Consider the following 19,351-nt stretch of genomic DNA (forward strand, 5'->3'; position numbering starts at 1 on the left):
CACAGGAATAAGGAGGATATTGGCTATGAAGATGATGGACGCCAATGAAATCATTTCGTTTATTCAAAACAGCAAAAAATCAACGCCTGTTAAAGTGTACATAAAAGGGGATCTCGAGGGTATCGATTTCGGCTCAAGCGCGAAAACGTTTATCACTGGCAACGCCGGTGTCGTGTTTGGCGAATGGCAAGACATTCAAGCCGCCATCGAAGCGAATCAAGACAAAATTGAGGACTATGTCGTCGAAAATGATCGTCGCAATTCGGCCATCCCGCTGCTGGATTTAAAAGGAGTGAAAGCGCGCATTGAGCCGGGCGCCATTATTCGTGATCACGTCGAGATCGGCGACAATGCTGTCATTATGATGGGAGCGGTCATTAACATCGGCGCCGTCATCGGCGAAGGGACGATGATCGATATGAACGCCGTGCTCGGCGGTCGGGCAACGGTAGGGAAAAACTGCCACATCGGCGCTGGTGCGGTGTTGGCTGGGGTAATTGAACCGCCATCAGCGAAGCCGGTCGTGATCGAAGATGATGTTCTTATCGGAGCCAATGCTGTCATTTTAGAAGGTGTCACCGTTGGCAAAGGGGCGGTCGTCGCTGCTGGCGCGATTGTCGTCGAAGACGTGCCGCCATATACGGTCGTGGCCGGCGTACCGGCGCGCGTTATTAAACAAATCGATGAACAAACAAGAGCGAAAACGGAAATTAAACAAGAGCTTCGCCAATTATAATCACATCAAAAAGCTGTCCGCTCACAGGACAGCTTTTTTCCGATGGAGGAGAGAAGATGGAAACGATCAGCCCATTTGTCGCCATTCGTCGCGACTTGCATAAAATTCCCGAGCTCGGGTTTCAGGAGTTTAAAACACAGCAATATTTGCTTAATTATATTCAATCTCTGCCGCAAGAGCGGCTTGATGTCCGGACATGGAAAACAGGTATTTTTGTGAAAGTCAGCGGAACAGCACCGCGAAAAACGATCGGCTACCGTGCTGATATCGACGGCTTGCCGATCAGCGAAGAAACTGGTCTGCCGTACCGCTCCGAGCATGCAGGGCAAATGCATGCGTGCGGTCATGATGTCCATATGAGCATTGCCCTTGGCGTGTTGACCCATTTTGCCCACAATCCAATCAGAGACGATTTGCTGTTTATTTTTCAGCCGGCCGAAGAAGGGCCAGGTGGGGCGAAGCCGATGTTAGAAAGCGATATAATGCGCGAGTGGAAGCCGGATATGATTGTTGCTTTGCATATTGCCCCGGAATATCCAGTCGGCACAATTGCAACGAAAGAAGGCCTGTTGTTTGCCAATACGTCGGAGCTGTTTATTGACTTAAAAGGGAAAGGCGGCCATGCGGCGTTTCCGCATCTAGCCAACGATATGGTCGTTGCCGCCTGTGCGCTCGTCACCCAGCTGCAATCGATCGTCGCTCGCAACGTTGATCCGCTTGACAGCGCCGTCATTACGATCGGAAAGATTACCGGCGGGACAGTGCAAAACGTCATCGCCGAACATGCTCGGCTCGAAGGGACGATCCGGACGCTGTCGATCGATGCCATGCAGGCAGTGAAGCGGCGGATTGAAGCGCTCGTCCGTGGGGTGGAAGTGGCCTATGAATGTGAGGCGGTGATTGATTACGGTGCCATGTACCACGAAGTGTACAACAATCCGGCACTGACAACGGAATTTATCCAATTTGCTGAGACACATACTGATATGAATGTTATTCGCTGCAAAGAGGCGATGACCGGTGAGGATTTTGGCTATATGCTGGCAGAAATTCCTGGTTTTATGTTTTGGCTTGGCGTTGATTCCCCGTACGGGCTGCACCATGCGAAGCTAGCCCCGAATGAAGCGGCAATCGATCGGGCCATCGCCTTTTTAATCAGCTATTTTTCGTGGAAAGGAAATATGGAGTGAAGTATAGTTCCACCTCGATTAAGACACATTATGTGTGTGAGGAGGTGGAGTGTGATGGCGAAAATCGGTGTCGAGCAATCGCTGACTGACGTGCAGCAGGTGTTGAAGGAAAGAGGATATGACGTTGTTCCGCTGCGCAGTGAACAAGATGCTAGAGGTTGCGATTGCTGTGTCATTACTGGCTTGGATACAAACGTCACCGGCATTCAAAACACAATCACATCCGGTCCGGTCATTGAAGCGAGCGGACTTACTGCGGAAGAAATTTGCCAAAAAATCGAACAAAAGCTTCGGTAACGATTGTCGGGCTGTGTGCGCCAGCAGCCCGTTTTTTATGGGGACGATAGCATGGACAAGCCGACTCGGAAGGTTTGCGTGAACTAATAAAGACGTAGCCGTTGCATCCCCTAAACGATGAAAGAAATGGTTTACGGTGTTGCAATGAATGATGTCAGTGATTGGTATGACATCACTATTTTTAGCAATGGAGGGCTTACATATGGCAGAGCGCTTAGTCGGAAAACAAGCTCCACGTTTTGAAATGGAGGCTGTCCTGCCGAATGGAGAGTTTGGCCGTGTCAGCCTTGAGGAAAACATGAAAAATGGCAAATGGACGGTGCTGTTCTTCTATCCACTCGACTTTACATTCGTTTGCCCGACGGAAATTACAGCGATATCTGACCGCTATCATGAATTTGAAGACTTAAATGCAGTCGTGATCGGTGTATCGACTGACTCTGTTTACTCGCATAAAGCATGGATGAACGTACCGCGAAACCAAAACGGCATCGGTCAAATTAAATACCCGCTCGCTGCTGATCGGACGCAGCAAGTTTCGCGTGATTACGGCGTGCTCATTGAAGAAGAGGGGGTCGCACTGCGCGGTTTGTTCATCATCGATCCGGACGGTGAGTTGAAATATGCCGTCATTCACCATAACAATATCGGCCGCGATGTCGATGAAGTATTGCGTGTGCTGCAAGCGTTGCAAACCGGCGGCCTCTGCCCTGCAAACTGGAAGCCAGGACAACCGACGTTGACGCTGCAAGGAGAGTCGCATTGAGCATGGAAAAGGTCTAACGGGGAGTTAGGCCTTTCTTTTTCCATATGGAGGGATGAGGTGTGAAACTGCGTGAACCAATGCCGGAACTGACCGGAGCAACGGCAACGTTAAATGGAGACGTATCAAGAGATGAATTGATCGGTGAAAAACCAACGCTAATCCATTTTTGGTCGGTCAGCTGTCATTTGTGCAAAGAAGTGATGCCGCAAGTGAACGAATTCCGTGACCGATATAAAGAGAAACTCCATATGGTATCCGTCCATATGCCGCGCTCGGAATACGATTTAGACATTGAACTCGTGAAAAAAATAGCTGAAAAGTACGGCATTACTCAGCCGATTTTCGTCGACAACGAGCATAAAATCACCGACGCGTTTGAAAACCGATGCGTTCCGTCGTATTACGTGTTCGACGTTGAAGGAAAGCTCCGCCATTTCCAAGCAGGCAGCGGCGGCATGAACATGCTCGAAAAACACGTCAACCGCGTGCTCGAAGAAGCAGAAAAGAGAGAGTAGGCGTAATGGTTGTCCGAAAAGGAGCGAAGAATCGTTTTCGTTCCTTTTCTTTTTTTGCTAAAATGAGGGGAAGAAGCGATGATTGACCATTGTTGGAGGAGTCAATGATGAAAAAGAAACAGTTTGCTGTAATCGGTCTTGGGCGATTTGGGGGGAGCATTTGCCGCACGTTGAGCGAACAAGGGATGGAAGTGCTCGCGATTGATATTGATGAAGATCGGGTGAATGAATTTGCGTCGATTGCCGCGCACGCTGTGGTTGGCGACACGACTGACGAAAACGTGCTAAAAAGCTTAGGTATCCGCAACTTTGACCACGTCATTGTTGCGATCGGCGACAACATTCAGGCAAGCATTTTGACGACGCTCATTTTAAAGGAGCTCGGCGTCAATCATATTACCGTCAAGGCGACGAACGATTACCACGAGAAAGTGCTGAAAAAAATCGGCGCTGATCAAATCGTGCATCCGGAGCGGGATATGGGTGAGCGGATCGCTCATAATCTCCTTTCGAACAACGTCTTGGATTATTTGGAGCTGTCCGACAAACATAGCATCGTCGAGATTGTAGCGAGCGAGAGACTCGACGGTCATTCGCTGCTCGAGCTTGACATTCGCGCCCGCTACGGCATTAACATTGTCGCCATTAAGCGAGGGGCGAGTGTCATCGTCTCACCGCTTGCCTCGGAAATCATCCGTAAAGGCGATGTATTGGTCGTTATCGGCGCTGACAGCGACATTGACCGGTTTGAAGAAAAGGTCGTTGGCTAGCGGTGTGATATGAAATGTCTGCGTTCAGATTCGTTCCTAGCCTCCCTGTTTTGGAAATTTGTGTTCTATATTAAAAGGTTGGTGAACAACGATCGTTTCCTGTTGTGCAGCGGTTTTAGGAGGGGAGTGAAATCAAGGTTTCTTTGGTGGGGAAGCGACATGTTTGCGCCGCGTCCCCGTTAGGTGATCACTCCTCTAGAGGCTGGTCATGTTATATAGAAAAGGGTGTCCTTGCGAAAAGGACACCCTTTTTGGTTAAATCTCCATGATGATCGGCAAAATCATCGGCCGCCGCTTCGTTCGTTCATATAAGAACGGAGCGAGCGTTTCCGTAATTTCATTTTTAATTTCCGACCATTGATTCGTTTTTCGCTCGAGCACTTTTTCGAGATGTTTGGTGATGAGCGCCTGTGCCTCGCTGATCAAATCACCTGACTCGCGCATGTAGACGAAGCCGCGGGAGATAATATCAGGACCGGCCGCGATTTTAAATTCTTTCATATTGATGCTGACAACAACGATCACGAGCCCTTCCTCCGACAAAATGCGACGGTCGCGCAAGACAATGTTGCCGATATCGCCGACGCCGCTGCCGTCGATGTAGACAGAGCCGGACGGAATTTTGCCGACGATGCGTGCTTCGCTGTCGCTGATGCCGAGCACTTCACCGTTATCCATAATAAAGCAGTTTTCCTCTGGCACACCGCAGTCGACGGCAAGCTTGGCGTGCATTTTTTGCATGCGGTATTCGCCGTGAATTGGCATAAAATATTTCGGTTTCATCAACCGGATCATTAGTTTTTGTTCTTCCTGCCCGCCGTGTCCGGACGTGTGAATATCGTTGAGCGGACCGTGGATCACTTCGGCGCCGGCCCGGTATAGCATGTTGATCGTTCGGTTGACGCTCACCGTGTTGCCCGGAATCGGCGACGAAGAAAAGACAACCGTGTCGCCCGGGATGATTTGAATTTGCCGGTGCGTACCGTTGGCGATGCGTGATAGGGCCGCCATTGGTTCGCCTTGACTGCCGGTGCATAAAATGGTCACCTGGTTTGCTGGGAGTCGATTGATTTCGTTTGCATCGACGAACGTGCCTTTCGGACATTTAATGTAGCCGAGATCTTGGCCGATTTCAATGGCTGCTTCCATGCTGCGGCCAAAGACGGCAATTTTCCGATTGTTGGCGACTGCAGCTTCCGTCACTTGCTGAAGTCGGTGGATGTTAGAGGCAAACGTCGCGAAAATAATTCGTCCGTCCACTTTACGGAAAATGTCGTGAATGCTTTCACCGACCCGCCGTTCTGACATCGTGAAATGCGGAATTTCGCTGTTTGTGCTGTCCGAAAGCAGACAAAGGACGCCTTCTTTCCCGATTTCCGCCATTTTCGTCAAATTGGCTGGCTCGCCAACCGGCGTAAAGTCAAATTTAAAATCTCCGGTATGGACGATTTGGCCGACCGGTGTTTTGACGACGATGCCGTAGCTGTCTGGAATGCTGTGCGTCGTGCGGAAAAAGGTGACCGCTGTTTTTTGGAAACGAATGACATCGTCCTCACGAATTTCAATGAGTTTAGCTTGACGAAGCAATCCGTGTTCTTCGAGTTTATTGCGAATGAGCCCAAGCGCCAGTTTCCCACCGTAAATAGGGATATTCACTTGCCGAAGCAAATACGGAATGCCGCCAATATGGTCTTCATGCCCGTGGGTAATGAACAAACCTTTCACTTTTTCTGCATGTTTCACTAAATACGAATAATCCGGGATGACGTAGTCGATGCCGAGCAGTTCGTCTTCCGGAAATTTAATGCCCGCGTCAATGACAATGATTTCATCTTGAAATTGTACGCCGTATGTATTTTTCCCGATTTCACCCAGTCCGCCGAGGGCAAAAACGCCAACTTGTTGGTCTGTCAATAGTTTCATGATGAAATCTCCAATACTTGAAAGTTAGGGCTTTGCTTTTCGTACTCCAAATGCGCTCCCTCTAACGGCTGAATATACTCGATATTGATCGAACGATCCTGCAGTTTTCGGCGTACGTCCCGCTCTGATTCTGCTTCAATGTAGAGCGTTTTTGTTTTTTCTCTAACGGGCACTTCGTCCGCATTTTCTTGATAAAACACTTTGAAAATCATCGTGAAATCTCTCCTTATCGTACAATGATTGCTTTTTTATTATATAGGAATTAACCCTCGTTTTCATGTTTTTTATTGCCAAAAGCAAAAAACAGATGGCAGATGTGCCGATGATATGTACCATCTTTGACGAGTTTTGGCTATTTCATTCGCCAAAGTGGGAAAAGAAGCCCTTCGTAAAGAAGGGCTATCATTGCAACGGTTAGGCGATCAATTTTTTTCGGAGCAAATCTTTCCATTGTTGAAGCAGCTTTTTTTTCAGCTTTTTCAACATTTTTCATCACTCCTTACTTTTTATTGTACTCATTTTGCAGCGAAAGTAAATGTTCTATTATATAGGATATGTAGGCGAAGGCTTGTTTTTCATGGGGAAAATTGGAACGAATCGTCGCGTTTCGATTGACATTCAGATCGTTTTTCAGTACGGTAGACAGTGAATACATTTTCGGCAAGGGGAAGAGAATGTGGGTAGAAAAATTGTGTTTTTCGACATCGACGGCACGTTGCTTGACGAGAAAAAACAGTTGCCACCGTCAACTATTGAAGCGATCCGTCAACTGAAACAGGCGGGCGTCTATGTGGCCATCGCTACCGGACGGGCGCCGTTTATGTTTGAACATATACGCCATCGGCTTGGCATTGATTCATTCGTCAGCTTTAACGGGCAATACGTTGTCTTTGAGGGAAGCGTGCTGCATAAACAACCGCTCCGCCGTGAGAAAGTGAGGATGCTGACGGAAGAGGCCCATCAAAACGGTCACCCGCTCGTCTTTATGGACGCAGAGGAAATGAGAGCGAGCGTCGACGACCATCCGCATATTCATGTCAGCATGGAGAGCCTGAAATTCGCCCATCCGCCCGTCGATCCTTTGTATTACGAAAACAAAGACATTTATCAAGCGCTGTTATTTTGCCGCGCTGGAGAAGAAGCGCCATATGTGCGCAACTATCCGGAGTTCCGTTTTGTCCGCTGGCACGATGTGTCAACTGACGTGCTGCCGGCGGGTGGATCTAAGGCGGAAGGCATCCGTCTCATGATCGAGAAGCTTGGGATCGACAAAGAGGATGTGTATGCGTTTGGTGACGGATTAAATGACATCGAAATGCTGTCATTTGTCGGAACCGGGGTGGCGATGGGCAACGCCCATGAAGAAGTAAAACGGGTTGCCGATTTTGTCACGAAACCGGTCGATGAAGAAGGGATATGGCACGGACTGAAACAGTTGCAATTACTTCCATAAAAAAAGCGGTCTCCGCTCATCCAGCGGAACCGCTTTTTGCTTGTGAAAATGCCTAGAAGGTAGGAGAAAACAGCTGTTTTCCGTCGCGCAGCAGTTCTTAAACACGGTGAGGAAAAAGAGTTGTCAATTTGAGAAACCGATCTCTTGATTCATAAACCATAGGTTTTCCAGAGCCGAGTCATTTTTAACGCCCGATTGGGACCGCTCCGTCCGGAGCTTTAAAGGGGTCGGATGGATTAATATGGTCGTAAAACATAATGCCGTTTAAATGATCAATTTCATGTTGGAAGACGATAGCTGGCAATCCTTTCAGGCGTAATGTGACTTCTTCGCCGTCAATTGTCGTGCCGGTGACGGTAATGCGGGCATAGCGCGGCACATACCCTGGCACATCGCGGTCAACTGACAGGCAGCCTTCCCCGGTTGTCAAATAACATTGCTGTACGGAATGGCTGACGATTTTTGGGTTGAACAACGCATAGCTGTAGAGCGTTCCGTTTTCGTCAGTGACATGGACGGCGATCATCCGTTTTGATACATTAATTTGCGGAGCAGCCAGTCCAATGCCGGGGCGCAGACCGTACTTCGCCGCCATCTCCGGATCTTGGCTCATTTTGAGATAATCAAGCAAGCTTTGCAAAATGCGCTTATCCTCCTCCGAAGCCGGTAACGGAACTGGCTCGGCGACTTTCCGCAACGTCGGATGCCCTTCTTTAATGATGTCTTTCATCGTAATCATCCACTTTTTCACTCCCTGTCTTTGGCATCGCTGTTTACATTTTAGTCTAACAAAATGCTCAGCTGCCGTAAATGAAAATGTGATAATCTGTCTAATATATTATTGGGGTATAAAGTTTAAATTAGAAAACGCTCTCAACAATAAGAAAGGTGGTCATATCATTTATATTTTTTCAAAATATAACACAGGACTAATACAGGGTGTTGACTATGTGATATAACAGGTTCTTTTGAAGTGACTTTTTTCTCCTAAATATAACCAGTTTAGTGATGGTGAATCAAAGACATTGACGGCTTTGAAAATAAAGTGTAAACTAAAGCATGTGAATGGGCATTGTACTAATTTGAAAACCAAAAACAATAATACAGATTTTTGAAGCCGCATTCGTTTGCAACTGCGCCAAGCGGTGGCCATTTTTTATTTCTTCTTCATTTTGGGTACATTAATAGTATATGGGTGAATGTAGCCTGATTTCCAAATTTTTGACGAAAGGCAGAGGTGAACAAAATGGGTGTGAAGACCTCCCAGTTTCCGTTTGCGGAGCAGCTCGAGAAAGTGGCCGAGCAGTTTCCGACGTTCCAAATTTTGAATGAAGAAGGCGAAATCGTTAATAAAGAGGCGATGCCGGATTTAAGCGATGAACAACTAAAAGAGCTAATGCGCCGGATGGTATATACGCGCATTCTTGACCAACGCTCCATTTCCTTAAACCGCCAAGGCCGTCTCGGCTTTTACGCGCCGACTGCCGGGCAAGAGGCAAGCCAAATTGCCAGCCATTTCGCGCTTGAAAAAGAGGATTTCATTTTGCCGGGATACCGTGACGTCCCACAACTCGTTTGGCACGGGCTGCCGCTTTATCAAGCATTCTTGTTCTCACGCGGCCATTTCCATGGAAACCAAATTCCAGAAGACGTCAATGCCTTGCCGCCGCAAATCATCATCGGTGCACAATACATTCAAGCAGCCGGTGTGGCGCTCGGCTTGAAAATGCGTGGAAAAAAAGCAGTAGCCATTACATACACGGGCGACGGCGGTACATCGCAAGGTGACTTCTATGAGGGGATCAACTTTGCTGGGGCGTTTAAAGCACCGGCCATCTTTGTTGTGCAAAACAACCGATTTGCTATCTCGACACCGGTCGAAAAGCAAACAGTCGCCAAAACGTTAGCACAAAAGGCAGTTGCTGCCGGTATTCCGGGCATCCAAGTCGACGGCATGGATGCGCTTGCGGTTTATGCAGCGGTGAAGGCAGCTCGCGAGCGTGCCATTAACGGTGAAGGGCCGACGCTCATCGAAACGCTTTGCTTCCGTTACGGTCCGCACACGATGTCCGGTGACGATCCGACTCGCTATCGTTCGAAAGAGCTTGAAAACGAATGGGCGAAAAAAGATCCGCTTGTGCGTTTCCGCAAGTTCTTAGAAGCGAAAGGTTTATGGAGCGAGGAAGAAGAAAACCGCGTCATCGAGCAAGCGAAAGAGGACATCAAAGAGGCGATTAAAAAAGCCGATGAAACGCCGAAACAAAAAGTAACCGACTTAATCAGCATCATGTACGAAGAGTTGCCGGCGAACTTAAAGGAACAGTATGAAATTTACAAAGAGAAGGAGTCGAAGTAAGCCATGGCGCAAATGACAATGGTTCAAGCGATCACCGATGCGCTGCGCATCGAGTTAAAAAATGATCCGAACGTGCTGATTTTTGGGGAAGACGTTGGGGTCAACGGCGGCGTATTCCGGGCGACCGAAGGGCTGCAAGCTGAGTTCGGCGAGGAGCGCGTATTTGACACGCCGCTGGCCGAATCAGGAATCGGCGGCTTGGCAGTCGGCTTGGCGCTGCAAGGGTTTCGTCCGGTGCCGGAAATTCAGTTTTTTGGCTTCGTTTATGAAGTAATGGATTCGATTTCCGGACAAATGGCGCGCATTCGCTATCGTACGGGCGGCCGTTACCATATGCCGATTACGGTTCGCTCACCGTTTGGCGGTGGCGTTCATACACCGGAATTGCACTCGGACAGCTTAGAAGGGCTTGTCGCCCAACAGCCAGGTTTAAAAGTGGTCATTCCGTCGACGCCGTATGATGCGAAAGGGTTGCTCATTTCGGCGATCCGCGACAACGACCCGGTCATTTTCCTTGAACATTTGAAACTGTATCGTTCGTTCCGCCAAGAAGTACCAGAAGGGGAGTACACGATTCCGATCGGCAAAGCGGACATTAAGCGTGAAGGAAAAGACATCACCATCATCGCTTACGGCGCCATGGTGCATGAATCGTTAAAAGCGGCGGCAGAATTAGAGAAGGAAGGCATCTCTGCTGAAGTCGTCGACTTGCGCACCGTGCAGCCGCTCGACATCGAAACGATCATTGGTTCGGTGGAAAAAACAGGCCGCGCCATTGTCGTTCAAGAGGCACAGCGGCAGGCTGGCATCGCTGCCAATGTCGTTGCCGAAATTAACGAACGGGCCATCTTAAGCCTTGAGGCGCCGGTGCTCCGCGTTGCCGCGCCGGATACGGTCTATCCGTTCGCCCAAGCGGAATCGGTTTGGCTGCCGAACTTTAAAGATGTGATTGAAACGGCGAAAAAAGTAATGAACTTCTGATAATGGACAAGTCCCGGGGGAGCAGATCGCATTCCCCCGCCTATTTTCGGCAATCGATAGGAGGTCGACATACAGTGGCATTTGAATTTAAGCTGCCGGACATTGGCGAAGGCATTCATGAAGGCGAGATCGTGAAATGGTTTGTGAAACCAGGCGATGAAGTGAACGAAGATGATGTGTTGTGTGAAGTACAAAACGACAAGGCAGTCGTAGAAATCCCGTCGCCGGTCAAAGGAAAAGTGCTTGAGATTCTTGTCCCGGAAGGAACCGTTGCGACGGTCGGACAAACGCTTATCACGCTCGACGCACCGGGATATGAAAACATGACGTTTAAAGGACAAGAGCACGAAGAAGAGGCGAAAAAAGAGGAAAAAACGGAAACGGTGTCGAAAGAAGAAAGCGTTGGGGCCACCGCCCCGGCAGCCGCAGCAGAGGCTGCAGCGGAAGCCGATCCAAATCGTCGCGTCATCGCGATGCCGTCTGTGCGCAAATATGCGCGTGAAAAAGGTGTGGACATTCGTCTCGTCCAAGGAACGGGGAAAAATGGCCGCATCTTGAAAGAAGATATCGATGCTTTCCTTGCTGGCGGTGCGAAAGCTGCAGCCCAACCGGCGCCGGCAGCAGAAGCTGAAGAAAAAGCAGCGCCGCAGGCAGCGGCGACACCGGTTGTGCCAGAAGGCGAATTCCCGGAAACGCGCGAGAAAATGAGCGGCATTCGCCGAGCGATCGCCAAAGCGATGGTGAATTCGAAACATACAGCTCCGCACGTGACGCTCATGGACGAAGTCGACGTGACGAAACTAGTTGCCCACCGGAAAAAGTTCAAAGCGATCGCAGCAGAAAAAGGTATCAAGCTGACGTTCTTGCCGTATGTCGTCAAAGCGCTCGTTTCGGCGTTGCGTGAATATCCGACGCTGAATACGTCAATCGATGATCAAACAGAAGAAATCATCCATAAGCACTATTACAACATCGGCATCGCTGCTGACACAGATCGTGGTTTGCTCGTGCCGGTCATTAAGCATGCCGACCGGAAGCCGATTTTCGCGTTGGCGCAAGAAATTAACGAGCTCGCCGTAAAAGCTCGCGACGGCAAGCTAGCGCCAAATGAAATGAAAGGTGCATCGTGCACGATTACAAACATCGGTTCGGCTGGTGGGCAATGGTTCACTCCGGTCATCAATCATCCGGAAGTAGCGATTCTTGGCATCGGTCGCATCGCGGAAAAACCGATTGTCCGCGACGGCGAAATCGTCGCCGCTCCAGTCTTAGCGCTCTCGTTGAGCTTCGATCATCGAATGATCGATGGAGCAACGGCACAAAAAGCACTCAACCATGTGAAACGGCTGTTAAGTGACCCAGAACTATTATTAATGGAGGCGTAAAACGATGGTAGTTGGCGATTTTGCAATTGAAACGGAAACGCTCGTCGTCGGCGCCGGCCCTGGCGGCTATGTAGCCGCCATCCGCGCTGCACAGCTCGGCCAAAAAGTGACGATTGTCGAAAAAGCAAATTTAGGCGGTGTCTGCTTAAACGTTGGTTGTATTCCGTCGAAAGCGCTCATCTCAGCCGGTCATCGCTATGAGCAGGCGAAACATTCCGAAGAGATGGGGATTAAGGCGGAAAACGTCACTGTTGATTTCTCGAAAGTACAGGAATGGAAGGCAAGCGTCGTCAAAAAGTTGACGGGCGGTGTTGAAGGGCTCTTAAAAGGAAACAAAGTGGAGATCGTCAAAGGGGAAGCCTATTTCGTCGATGCGAATACGGTGCGTGTCGTCAACGGCGACAGTGCGCAGACGTACACGTTTAAAAACGCCATTATCGCTACTGGCTCTCGCCCGATTGAACTGCCGAACTTCAAGTTTTCGAACCGTATTCTTGATTCGACCGGCGCGCTCAACCTCGGGGAAATCCCGAAATCGCTCGTTGTCATCGGCGGCGGCTACATCGGCATCGAACTTGGTACAGCGTACGCCAACTTCGGAGCGAAAGTGACGATTTTAGAAGGAGCCGGCGAAATTTTGTCCGGTTTTGAAAAACAAATGGCGGCCATCATTAAACGTCGCTTAAAGAAAAAAGGCGTCGACATTGTGACGAATGCGTTGGCGAAAGGAGCCGAAGAGCGTGAAGATGGTGTCACCGTCACGTATGAAGCCAATGGCGAAACGAAAACCGTTGACGCTGACTACGTGCTTGTGACGGTCGGTCGTCGGCCGAACACCGATGAACTCGGCCTTGAACAAGTCGGTATTAAAATGACGGACCGCGGCTTGATTGAAGTGGATCAACAATGCCGCACAAGCGTCCCGAACATTTTTGCCATCGGTGACATCGTCCCAGGGCCAGCGCTTGCCCATAAGGCGTCGTATGAAGGGAAAGTGGCGGCCGAAGCCATCGCTGGTCATCCATCAGTCGTTGATTATGTCGCCATTCCAGCGGTTGTCTTCTCTGATCCGGAATGCGCTTCGGTTGGCTATTTTGAGCAACAGGCGAAAGACGAAGGCATTGATGTCATCACAGCGAAGTTCCCATTTGCTGCTAACGGCCGCGCCTTAGCGTTGAACGACACAGATGGCTTCCTGAAGCTGGTCGTTCGCAAAGAAGACGGTGTTGTCATCGGGGCGCAAATCATCGGCCCGAACGCATCCGATATGATCGCCGAGCTAGGATTGGCCATTGAAGCCGGCATGACGGCAGAAGATATCGCCTTGACGATCCATGCTCACCCAACGCTTGGCGAAATCGCGATGGAAGGAGCCGAAGTAGCGCTCGGCACACCAATTCATATCATTACGAAGTAACGACATCGCGACCGGATTGAAGTGTTGACTTCATCCGGTCGCTTTTTATTGGGCCAGCTGTTTCAGGGCAAAGGCTGGCAGGAGAGAAGCCGTTTTTGCTTGTTCATATGCCAACCAAAGCGGATCGATCGGACACGACGATCCTCTATACCGATTTCTTGTCCAAATTCTCATACTATTTTCCGCTGTTGTTTCATATCGTTATGGTAAAGAAAAGCGGGAGATGGGTTTGAAATGAAAGCGTATGTGGCTTTTTTATTGCAGATGATGATTTGGAGCAGTTTCTCATTAATCGAGTGGTTGTCAGGGCGAGATCGGCCGTTTTTTCGCGGACTGATGTTGTGCGTCTTTATGTACATAGCGTTTTTGCTGGCGCGTCAACTCGGCTTAGCGACGCGTAAAGCGGCGCTGACGACGATCGTGACGGCGGCTGTTTATTTTACCGGCCAGCATTTCATTTGGCAAGCCGTCCATTGACTTCCCCTGCTCATCTGTCATTGGAGTCGCCGATTTCCGGTGTTTTCCCTTCACGAAGCAAGTTTGGTCGTCGCTGCCCCGGCTTCTGGGCAATAAAAAACAGCGGTGGAACGCCCGCTGTTTACGCACCATTAAATGTCATCGTCCGGCCGCTAAACAAATGCAGTTCGCCGCCAAGCGTTTTCGCTATCCATTTGCTGAATTCGTTCGCTTTTCCTTTATCTCCGTGTGTCGCCCCAGGCGGCAGCGCCACATCAATGAACGTTTCTTCTCCGTCTGTTCGCACAGAAATGGCCATTCCTTTATACAAACGGTTATCCCCTTGTAAGTATAGAACTGAGTCATGTTCGTGCACCGTATACGGGAAAGCGGCCTGTTCGTACGCCCAGCCAAGCTGTTCTCCCGTTTTGCCTAGCGCCGTCCGATAGCGTTCGAGCAGCTGTTTCACTTCCTCGGTTGTAACCGCTTTCCCCGCCGGCAGCTTTAAGTATGCGTTCAATTCTACTCTCCCCTTTCGCCATCCTTTTGTCTCTTTACGTTCATTGTACCATGTTTTTCCGGTTGTTGGCGAAAAAGTTTGTTGATGCAAAAGGCTATTATTATTTTAAATGTGACATACAAATTAAGGCTTGACATTCGAAATGTGATATATTATTATAAAGTCAACAACGAATTTATCATCATAAAGGGGTTTTGGGGATGGGCACGATCGTATGTCAAGCATGTGAAGCGACAATTGCGTATTTTGAAGACGAAAAAGTGACAACGCTTTACGGAAAATGTGATTGTTGCGATCATGACGACGAAGTAGAGGAACGGGAGTAGAACGGTCAAACAAACGGGGGAAGGAATGGATAGGCGCACATGTGAAAGGGGCACATGTGCGCCATTTATTTTGCACAAAAAAAGCACAAGCTAGTAGTTACCTAGCTTGTGCGGTCAGCGAATCGGTTTATATTCTTTAATCACACGCAACGATTGCAGTGTATCATCTTCTGGACCTTGGACAGGGAGGCCAGCGGCCAAATTCGTTTCGATATACTTCAAGTTTTCCTCAGTAATGATCTCGCCAGGGATAAAGATCGGGATGCCCGGCGGGTACACCATCACAAACTCAGCGATAATTCGGCCTACCGACTCGTGAAACGGCACAACTTCCGTTTCGGCGTAAAACGCATCACGCGGCGTCAAGGCAAGCGCCGGGATATCTGGAAGCAGCACTTTCGGTTTTATTCCTTCTTCAGCTTGGTGGCTGAATTGCTCTGATAAGCGGCGGAGCGCCTCGACGAGCAGGCTGGCTTCGCGCTCGCTATCACCCGGGGTGATGATGCACAAAATGTTATATAAATCGGAAAGCTCCACTTCGATGTTGTACGTTTCTCGGAGCCATTGCTCGACGTCATGACCAGTCAATCCGAGCTCTTTGACGGAAATGATCAGCTTCGTTGGATCGTAGTCGTATGTCGCTTCTGTCCCTAAAATTTCTTTGCCAACACAATATAAATACGGAATCTGATTGATTTGCTCCCGCGTCCAGTCGGCAAGGCGGATCGCTTGGTCAATGAGTTCCCGACCTTTCGTCGCCAACTGTTTGCGGGCAACATCGAGTGATGCGAGCAGCAAATACGATGTCGACGTCGTTGTGAGCATGCTCAAAACAGCTTGCACATGTTTGGCGGAAACGAGCCCTTCGCGCACGTTCAAGATCGAGCTTTGGGTTAGTGATCCACCGAGTTTATGAACGCTGGTCGCCGCCATATCAGCACCGGCTTGCATCGCCGAGAGCGGCAAATCTTCGTGGAAGTGGATGTGCACCCCGTGCGCTTCGTCGACGAGCACTGGGACGTTGTATGAATGAGCAATCTCCACGATTTTTTTCAAATCGCCGGCAATCCCAAAGTATGTCGGGTTGATGACAAGCACCCCTTTGGCATCCGGGTGCTGTTCAAGCGCTTTTTCGACCGCTTGGGGAGTGATACCGTGAGAAATGCCAAGCTCCTTATCGATTTCCGGGTGGATGAAAATCGGTGTGGCCCCGGAAAACACGATCGCCGACATGACGGATTTATGGACATTGCGCGGCACAATAATTTTATCGCCCGGTCCAGCGACCGACATAATCATCGTCATAATCGCGCCACTTGTCCCCTGCACTGAGAAAAATGTATAATCGGCGCCGAACGCTTCAGCAGCGAGCTCTTGCGCCCGCTTAATCATCCCTTTCGGATGGTGCAAGTCATCGAGCGGGCTGATGTTGATTAAATCGATCGCCAAGGCGTTTTCTCCGATGAAGGCGCGAAATTCCGGATCCATACCTGCTCCCTTTTTATGACCGGGAATGTGAAATTGGATTGGATCTTTTTTTACGTGTTCCAACAGCCCGGTAAACAATGGTGTCTCGAGTTGCGACAATGGTTTTTCACACCTCTTTACCTTAAAATAAAACAAGTGCATTATAGCATTTATTTTTTCGTTTGCAAAGAAGAAATGAATGCTATGTGAAAAAGGAAAACAGCGGTGAAAACAAGAAATAAAAGAAGGACAAAACCAAAAGGAGGCATAAGGGGATGGAATGGAAAACGAGAGTGACGGAATTGCTCGGCATTACATACCCGATCATTCAAGGAGGACTTGCCTATTTAGCGTACGCCGATTTAGCCGCTGCTGTCTCGAATGCGGGCGGCCTCGGGCAAATTACAGCGATGTCGCTAGAAAGCCCGGAGCGGTTGCGCGAGGAAATTCGCAAAGTGAAGGAAAAAACCGATCGGCCGTTTGGCGTCAATTTTGCCATCGGTCAGCACGGCCGCGCGTTTTCTCATATGCTTGAAGCCGCGCTTGACGAGGGAGTACCGGTTGTCTCGGTCACCGGCGGCAATCCGGCACCGTTTTTTGAGCAACTGAAGGGAACGGACGTAAAAACATTAGTGCTTGTCGCAGCAGTCCGCCAAGCGGTCAAAGCGGAAGAATTGGGTGCCGATGCGGTAATGGTCGTCGGCCAAGAAGGAGGCGGGCATCTCGGCAAATATGACACCGGCACGTTCGTCCTCATTCCGAAAGTCGTCGAATCGGTATCGATTCCGGTTATCGCCTCTGGCGGCATCGCCGATGGGCGCGGGTTGATGGCGGCGCTGGCTCTTGGGGCAGAAGGCATTGAAATGGGGACGCGGTTTATTGCGACGAAAGAATGTGTCCATGCCCATCCGGTGTATAAAGAAATGATCGTTAACGCCACAGAGCATGACACGGTCGTCATTAAACGGTCGCTTGGGGCGCCGGGGCGGGCGATCGCCAATCAATGGACGGGGAAAATATTGGAAATTGAGCGCCAAGGCGGCACGTACGAAGATTTGAAAGAATATATTAGCGGAGAGGCAAATCGCCGCTTCATTTATGAAGGAAAGGTGGAGGAAGGGTTCGCTTGGGCTGGACAGGCGATCGGGCTCATTCGCGACATTCCGTCCGTTGCTGAGCTGTTTGCCCGCATGATTGGTGAGGCGGAACAAATTCGGCGCCGCTGGGCAAACTAATGGAGGAGGTGAAACAATGGGCTATTCGTACCCATTTTCCTACGATTGGTCAACACAGGAAATCATTGATGTCATTAAGTTTTTTACGGCTATTGAAACGGTGTATGAACGGGGGATGAAGCGCGAAGAGCTAATGGACGTCTACCGCCGGTTCAAAGAGATCGTCCCATCCAAAAGCGAAGAAAACCGGCTGTATGCCGAGTTTGAAAAAGCGAGCGGCTATTCGTCGTATGCGGTCATGAAGCAAGCGAAAGAGGCGAAAAACGGTGACTGGATTCGCATTGAACGAAGCGGACGAAGCACGGTAGGTAAACGCACAAATTAGTTGCATACACCCCTTTTTCCACATAATATAATATAAAACAAAATGAAGCAGCACATTCCGTGAAGAGCGCCGGAAGTTTAGCGGATGATAGGGAAAGGGGTGCGGACGGAGATGAAAAAGACCGCCAATTCGCGGAAACGACCAGACGGAGACAAACGCATGGCGGTGTTGCGACTCGAGCTCGATTACGAATTAGCGACGCTGTATGAAGCCATGATGGAAAATGACGAAGAAAAGAAAAAAGAGTGCAAACGGCGGCTTGAAAAGCTGCGCCAAGAACTGATGCGCCTTCAAGTATGATCATTTTTAAGGCGAACCATCTTTGCGGTTCGTTTTTTTCTTGAACGGTGTCCCCCCCTTTCCGGTTGCTGCATACATAACGAAAGCAGGAGGAATTGACATGGCAGGAAAATGGGAAGAGATCGACCAATATGCCCGGCAATGGATTGAAGAAGCTGGACGGCGCATTCGCGCCTCGTTTGCTGAACAGCTGACCGTAGAAACGAAAGAAAATCGCAACGACTTAGTAACGAATGTTGACCGTGGCATTGAGCAGTTTTTTGCCGAGCACATCCGCCGTCAGTTTCCCGGCCACCATATATTAGGCGAAGAAGGGTTCGGCGATGAACTCGCCGTATTGGACGGCATTATATGGATTATTGACCCGATTGACGGAACGATGAACTTTATCCACCAGCAGCGCCATTTCGCTGTGTCGGTCGGTATTTTTGAAGACGGGGTCGGCCGGCTTGGCTATGTGTATGACGTTGTCTTTGACGAGCTGTACTCCGCTCAAAAAGGGCGGGGGGTGTTTTTCAACGGCAAGCCGCTTGACCGCCTGCAGCCGGTGCCGATTGCGGAATCAATTATTGCTGTCAATGCAACGTGGCTGATGGAAAACCGCCGCATCGATCACCGCCCGCTCGTCCGGTTGGCCAAAGAAGCGCGCGGTACGCGCTCGTATGGGTCAGCGGCGCTCGAGTTGGCGTATGTCGCCGCCGGCCGCTTGGATGCGTATATTTCACCGCGCCTGTCGCCGTGGGATTTCGCCGGTGGGATGATTTTAATCGAGGAAGCGGGCGGAATCGTGACAAACTTAGATGGCAAGCCGCTCAATCTGCTCAGCCGCAATTCGGTACTCGCTGCCAAACCAGGAGTGTACGAGGAAATTTTGCAGCGCTATTTGCGGCAATGACAGTGCGGGGTGTCGCCGCAAAAAAGGACAAGCTCTTA

At 49.8% G+C, this 19,351-nt stretch carries 23 protein-coding genes; 17 read left to right on the plus strand and 6 right to left on the minus strand.

Annotated features, from left to right (window positions below):
• Positions 1-25 precede the first annotated feature (25 nt).
• The 6 genes from dapD (at position 26) to DSM465_RS0100730 (ending at position 4,274) form a co-directional block, all read left to right on the plus strand.
• Positions 26-736 (plus strand): 2,3,4,5-tetrahydropyridine-2,6-dicarboxylate N-acetyltransferase, encoded by a 711-nt coding sequence (gene dapD / locus DSM465_RS0100705; protein ID WP_008878761.1) that lies wholly within the window; start codon positions 26-28, stop codon positions 734-736.
• A gap of 56 nt (positions 737-792) precedes the next feature.
• On the plus strand, positions 793-1,926 hold the full coding sequence (locus tag DSM465_RS0100710; RefSeq protein ID WP_029760388.1) for an N-acetyldiaminopimelate deacetylase: 1,134 nt from the start codon (positions 793-795) through the stop codon (positions 1,924-1,926).
• A 54-nt stretch (positions 1,927-1,980) separates the two neighbouring features.
• Entirely contained in the window at positions 1,981-2,223 is a 243-nt protein-coding gene (locus tag DSM465_RS0100715) for a YkuS family protein (protein WP_008878759.1), read from the plus strand.
• A gap of 202 nt (positions 2,224-2,425) precedes the next feature.
• Positions 2,426-2,989 carry a peroxiredoxin gene (locus tag DSM465_RS0100720; RefSeq protein WP_008878758.1) on the plus strand — a complete coding sequence of 188 codons (564 nt, stop codon included), beginning with the start codon at positions 2,426-2,428 and terminating at the stop codon, positions 2,987-2,989.
• A gap of 59 nt (positions 2,990-3,048) precedes the next feature.
• Positions 3,049-3,504, plus strand: coding sequence for a TlpA family protein disulfide reductase (locus tag DSM465_RS0100725; RefSeq protein WP_029760389.1), 456 nt, complete (start codon positions 3,049-3,051; stop codon positions 3,502-3,504).
• Positions 3,505-3,611: 107 nt separating this feature from the next.
• On the plus strand, positions 3,612-4,274 hold the full coding sequence (locus DSM465_RS0100730) for a potassium channel family protein (RefSeq protein ID WP_029760390.1): 663 nt from the start codon (positions 3,612-3,614) through the stop codon (positions 4,272-4,274).
• A gap of 255 nt (positions 4,275-4,529) precedes the next feature.
• Here the strand turns inward: DSM465_RS0100730 and rnjA are convergent, their stop codons facing one another.
• The 3 genes from rnjA to DSM465_RS19510 form a co-directional block, all read right to left on the minus strand.
• A complete protein-coding gene (gene rnjA, locus DSM465_RS0100735; protein WP_029760391.1) occupies positions 4,530-6,197 on the minus strand; it encodes a ribonuclease J1 in 1,668 nt (555 codons plus the stop codon).
• Positions 6,194-6,409, minus strand: coding sequence for a DNA-dependent RNA polymerase subunit epsilon (locus tag DSM465_RS0100740; RefSeq protein WP_008878754.1), 216 nt, complete (start codon positions 6,407-6,409; stop codon positions 6,194-6,196). Before DSM465_RS0100740 ends, rnjA begins: the two co-directional genes overlap by 4 nt.
• A 140-nt stretch (positions 6,410-6,549) precedes the next feature.
• Positions 6,550-6,690, minus strand: a complete 141-nt coding sequence (locus tag DSM465_RS19510; protein ID WP_165478173.1) for a hypothetical protein — start codon at positions 6,688-6,690, stop codon at positions 6,550-6,552.
• Positions 6,691-6,873: 183 nt separating this feature from the next.
• On the opposite strand from DSM465_RS19510, the gene DSM465_RS0100750 reads away from it, so the two are divergent.
• Positions 6,874-7,650, plus strand: a complete 777-nt coding sequence (locus DSM465_RS0100750; RefSeq protein ID WP_008878753.1) for a Cof-type HAD-IIB family hydrolase — start codon at positions 6,874-6,876, stop codon at positions 7,648-7,650.
• Between the two features lie 184 nt (positions 7,651-7,834).
• Here the strand turns inward: DSM465_RS0100750 and def are convergent, their stop codons facing one another.
• The gene (gene def / locus DSM465_RS0100755) at positions 7,835-8,389 is read right to left on the minus strand and encodes a peptide deformylase (protein WP_008878752.1); all 555 of its coding nucleotides are present in this window, start codon (positions 8,387-8,389) and stop codon (positions 7,835-7,837) included.
• A gap of 507 nt (positions 8,390-8,896) precedes the next feature.
• On the opposite strand from def, the gene pdhA reads away from it, so the two are divergent.
• The 5 genes from pdhA (at position 8,897) to DSM465_RS0100780 (ending at position 14,266) form a co-directional block, all read left to right on the plus strand.
• Positions 8,897-10,006, plus strand: coding sequence for a pyruvate dehydrogenase (acetyl-transferring) E1 component subunit alpha (gene pdhA / locus DSM465_RS0100760; protein ID WP_008878751.1), 1,110 nt, complete (start codon positions 8,897-8,899; stop codon positions 10,004-10,006).
• A gap of 3 nt (positions 10,007-10,009) precedes the next feature.
• On the plus strand, positions 10,010-10,987 hold the full coding sequence (pdhB, locus tag DSM465_RS0100765) for a pyruvate dehydrogenase complex E1 component subunit beta (RefSeq protein WP_008878750.1): 978 nt from the start codon (positions 10,010-10,012) through the stop codon (positions 10,985-10,987).
• Positions 10,988-11,061: 74 nt separating this feature from the next.
• Positions 11,062-12,372, plus strand: a complete 1,311-nt coding sequence (locus DSM465_RS0100770; protein ID WP_008878749.1) for a dihydrolipoamide acetyltransferase family protein — start codon at positions 11,062-11,064, stop codon at positions 12,370-12,372.
• 4 nt (positions 12,373-12,376) lie between these two features.
• Positions 12,377-13,789, plus strand: a complete 1,413-nt coding sequence (gene lpdA / locus DSM465_RS0100775) for a dihydrolipoyl dehydrogenase (RefSeq protein WP_008878748.1) — start codon at positions 12,377-12,379, stop codon at positions 13,787-13,789.
• Positions 13,790-14,023: 234 nt separating this feature from the next.
• On the plus strand, positions 14,024-14,266 hold the full coding sequence (locus DSM465_RS0100780; RefSeq protein WP_008878747.1) for a hypothetical protein: 243 nt from the start codon (positions 14,024-14,026) through the stop codon (positions 14,264-14,266).
• 121 nt (positions 14,267-14,387) lie between these two features.
• On the opposite strand, the gene DSM465_RS0100785 is transcribed toward DSM465_RS0100780, so the two are convergent.
• A complete protein-coding gene (locus DSM465_RS0100785) occupies positions 14,388-14,765 on the minus strand; it encodes a DUF1885 family protein (protein ID WP_008878746.1) in 378 nt (125 codons plus the stop codon).
• 200 nt (positions 14,766-14,965) lie between these two features.
• On the opposite strand from DSM465_RS0100785, the gene DSM465_RS0100790 reads away from it, so the two are divergent.
• Complete coding sequence (locus DSM465_RS0100790) at positions 14,966-15,091, plus strand: GapA-binding peptide SR1P (protein ID WP_008878745.1); 126 nt, start codon at positions 14,966-14,968, stop codon at positions 15,089-15,091.
• Positions 15,092-15,205: 114 nt separating this feature from the next.
• Here the strand turns inward: DSM465_RS0100790 and DSM465_RS0100795 are convergent, their stop codons facing one another.
• Positions 15,206-16,678 (minus strand): aminotransferase class I/II-fold pyridoxal phosphate-dependent enzyme, encoded by a 1,473-nt coding sequence (locus DSM465_RS0100795; protein WP_029760392.1) that lies wholly within the window; start codon positions 16,676-16,678, stop codon positions 15,206-15,208.
• Between the two features lie 155 nt (positions 16,679-16,833).
• Here DSM465_RS0100795 and DSM465_RS0100800 point away from each other — a divergent pair, with 155 nt between their 5' ends.
• The 4 genes from DSM465_RS0100800 (at position 16,834) to DSM465_RS0100815 (ending at position 19,313) form a co-directional block, all read left to right on the plus strand.
• Positions 16,834-17,793, plus strand: a complete 960-nt coding sequence (locus DSM465_RS0100800) for an NAD(P)H-dependent flavin oxidoreductase (protein ID WP_029760393.1) — start codon at positions 16,834-16,836, stop codon at positions 17,791-17,793.
• Between the two features lie 16 nt (positions 17,794-17,809).
• Positions 17,810-18,118 carry a UPF0223 family protein gene (locus tag DSM465_RS0100805; RefSeq protein WP_011887084.1) on the plus strand — a complete coding sequence of 103 codons (309 nt, stop codon included), beginning with the start codon at positions 17,810-17,812 and terminating at the stop codon, positions 18,116-18,118.
• A gap of 84 nt (positions 18,119-18,202) precedes the next feature.
• The gene (locus DSM465_RS0100810) at positions 18,203-18,418 is read left to right on the plus strand and encodes a hypothetical protein (protein ID WP_008878741.1); all 216 of its coding nucleotides are present in this window, start codon (positions 18,203-18,205) and stop codon (positions 18,416-18,418) included.
• 100 nt (positions 18,419-18,518) lie between these two features.
• Positions 18,519-19,313 carry an inositol monophosphatase family protein gene (locus tag DSM465_RS0100815; protein ID WP_029760395.1) on the plus strand — a complete coding sequence of 265 codons (795 nt, stop codon included), beginning with the start codon at positions 18,519-18,521 and terminating at the stop codon, positions 19,311-19,313.
• Positions 19,314-19,351 lie beyond the last annotated feature (38 nt).

The organism is Geobacillus thermodenitrificans subsp. thermodenitrificans DSM 465, from assembly GCF_000496575.1.
Lineage (GTDB): Bacteria > Bacillota > Bacilli > Bacillales > Anoxybacillaceae > Geobacillus > Geobacillus thermodenitrificans.

Coding starts and splice junctions, on each gene's coding strand:
- DSM465_RS0100790 (WP_008878745.1), top strand. CDS start 14,966: ATGGGCACGATCGTATGTCAAGCATGTGAAGCGACAATTGCGTATTTT.
- lpdA (WP_008878748.1), top strand. CDS start 12,377: ATGGTAGTTGGCGATTTTGCAATTGAAACGGAAACGCTCGTCGTCGGC.
- DSM465_RS0100720 (WP_008878758.1), top strand. CDS start 2,426: ATGGCAGAGCGCTTAGTCGGAAAACAAGCTCCACGTTTTGAAATGGAG.
- DSM465_RS0100800 (WP_029760393.1), top strand. CDS start 16,834: ATGGAATGGAAAACGAGAGTGACGGAATTGCTCGGCATTACATACCCG.
- DSM465_RS0100810 (WP_008878741.1), top strand. CDS start 18,203: ATGATAGGGAAAGGGGTGCGGACGGAGATGAAAAAGACCGCCAATTCG.
- dapD (WP_008878761.1), top strand. CDS start 26: ATGAAGATGATGGACGCCAATGAAATCATTTCGTTTATTCAAAACAGC.
- def (WP_008878752.1), bottom strand. CDS start 8,389: ATGATTACGATGAAAGACATCATTAAAGAAGGGCATCCGACGTTGCGG.
- rnjA (WP_029760391.1), bottom strand. CDS start 6,197: ATGAAACTATTGACAGACCAACAAGTTGGCGTTTTTGCCCTCGGCGGA.
- pdhA (WP_008878751.1), top strand. CDS start 8,897: ATGGGTGTGAAGACCTCCCAGTTTCCGTTTGCGGAGCAGCTCGAGAAA.
- DSM465_RS0100730 (WP_029760390.1), top strand. CDS start 3,612: ATGAAAAAGAAACAGTTTGCTGTAATCGGTCTTGGGCGATTTGGGGGG.
- DSM465_RS0100815 (WP_029760395.1), top strand. CDS start 18,519: ATGGCAGGAAAATGGGAAGAGATCGACCAATATGCCCGGCAATGGATT.
- DSM465_RS0100805 (WP_011887084.1), top strand. CDS start 17,810: ATGGGCTATTCGTACCCATTTTCCTACGATTGGTCAACACAGGAAATC.
- DSM465_RS0100740 (WP_008878754.1), bottom strand. CDS start 6,409: ATGATTTTCAAAGTGTTTTATCAAGAAAATGCGGACGAAGTGCCCGTT.
- DSM465_RS19510 (WP_165478173.1), bottom strand. CDS start 6,690: ATGAAAAATGTTGAAAAAGCTGAAAAAAAAGCTGCTTCAACAATGGAA.
- DSM465_RS0100780 (WP_008878747.1), top strand. CDS start 14,024: ATGAAAGCGTATGTGGCTTTTTTATTGCAGATGATGATTTGGAGCAGT.
- pdhB (WP_008878750.1), top strand. CDS start 10,010: ATGGCGCAAATGACAATGGTTCAAGCGATCACCGATGCGCTGCGCATC.
- DSM465_RS0100710 (WP_029760388.1), top strand. CDS start 793: ATGGAAACGATCAGCCCATTTGTCGCCATTCGTCGCGACTTGCATAAA.
- DSM465_RS0100715 (WP_008878759.1), top strand. CDS start 1,981: ATGGCGAAAATCGGTGTCGAGCAATCGCTGACTGACGTGCAGCAGGTG.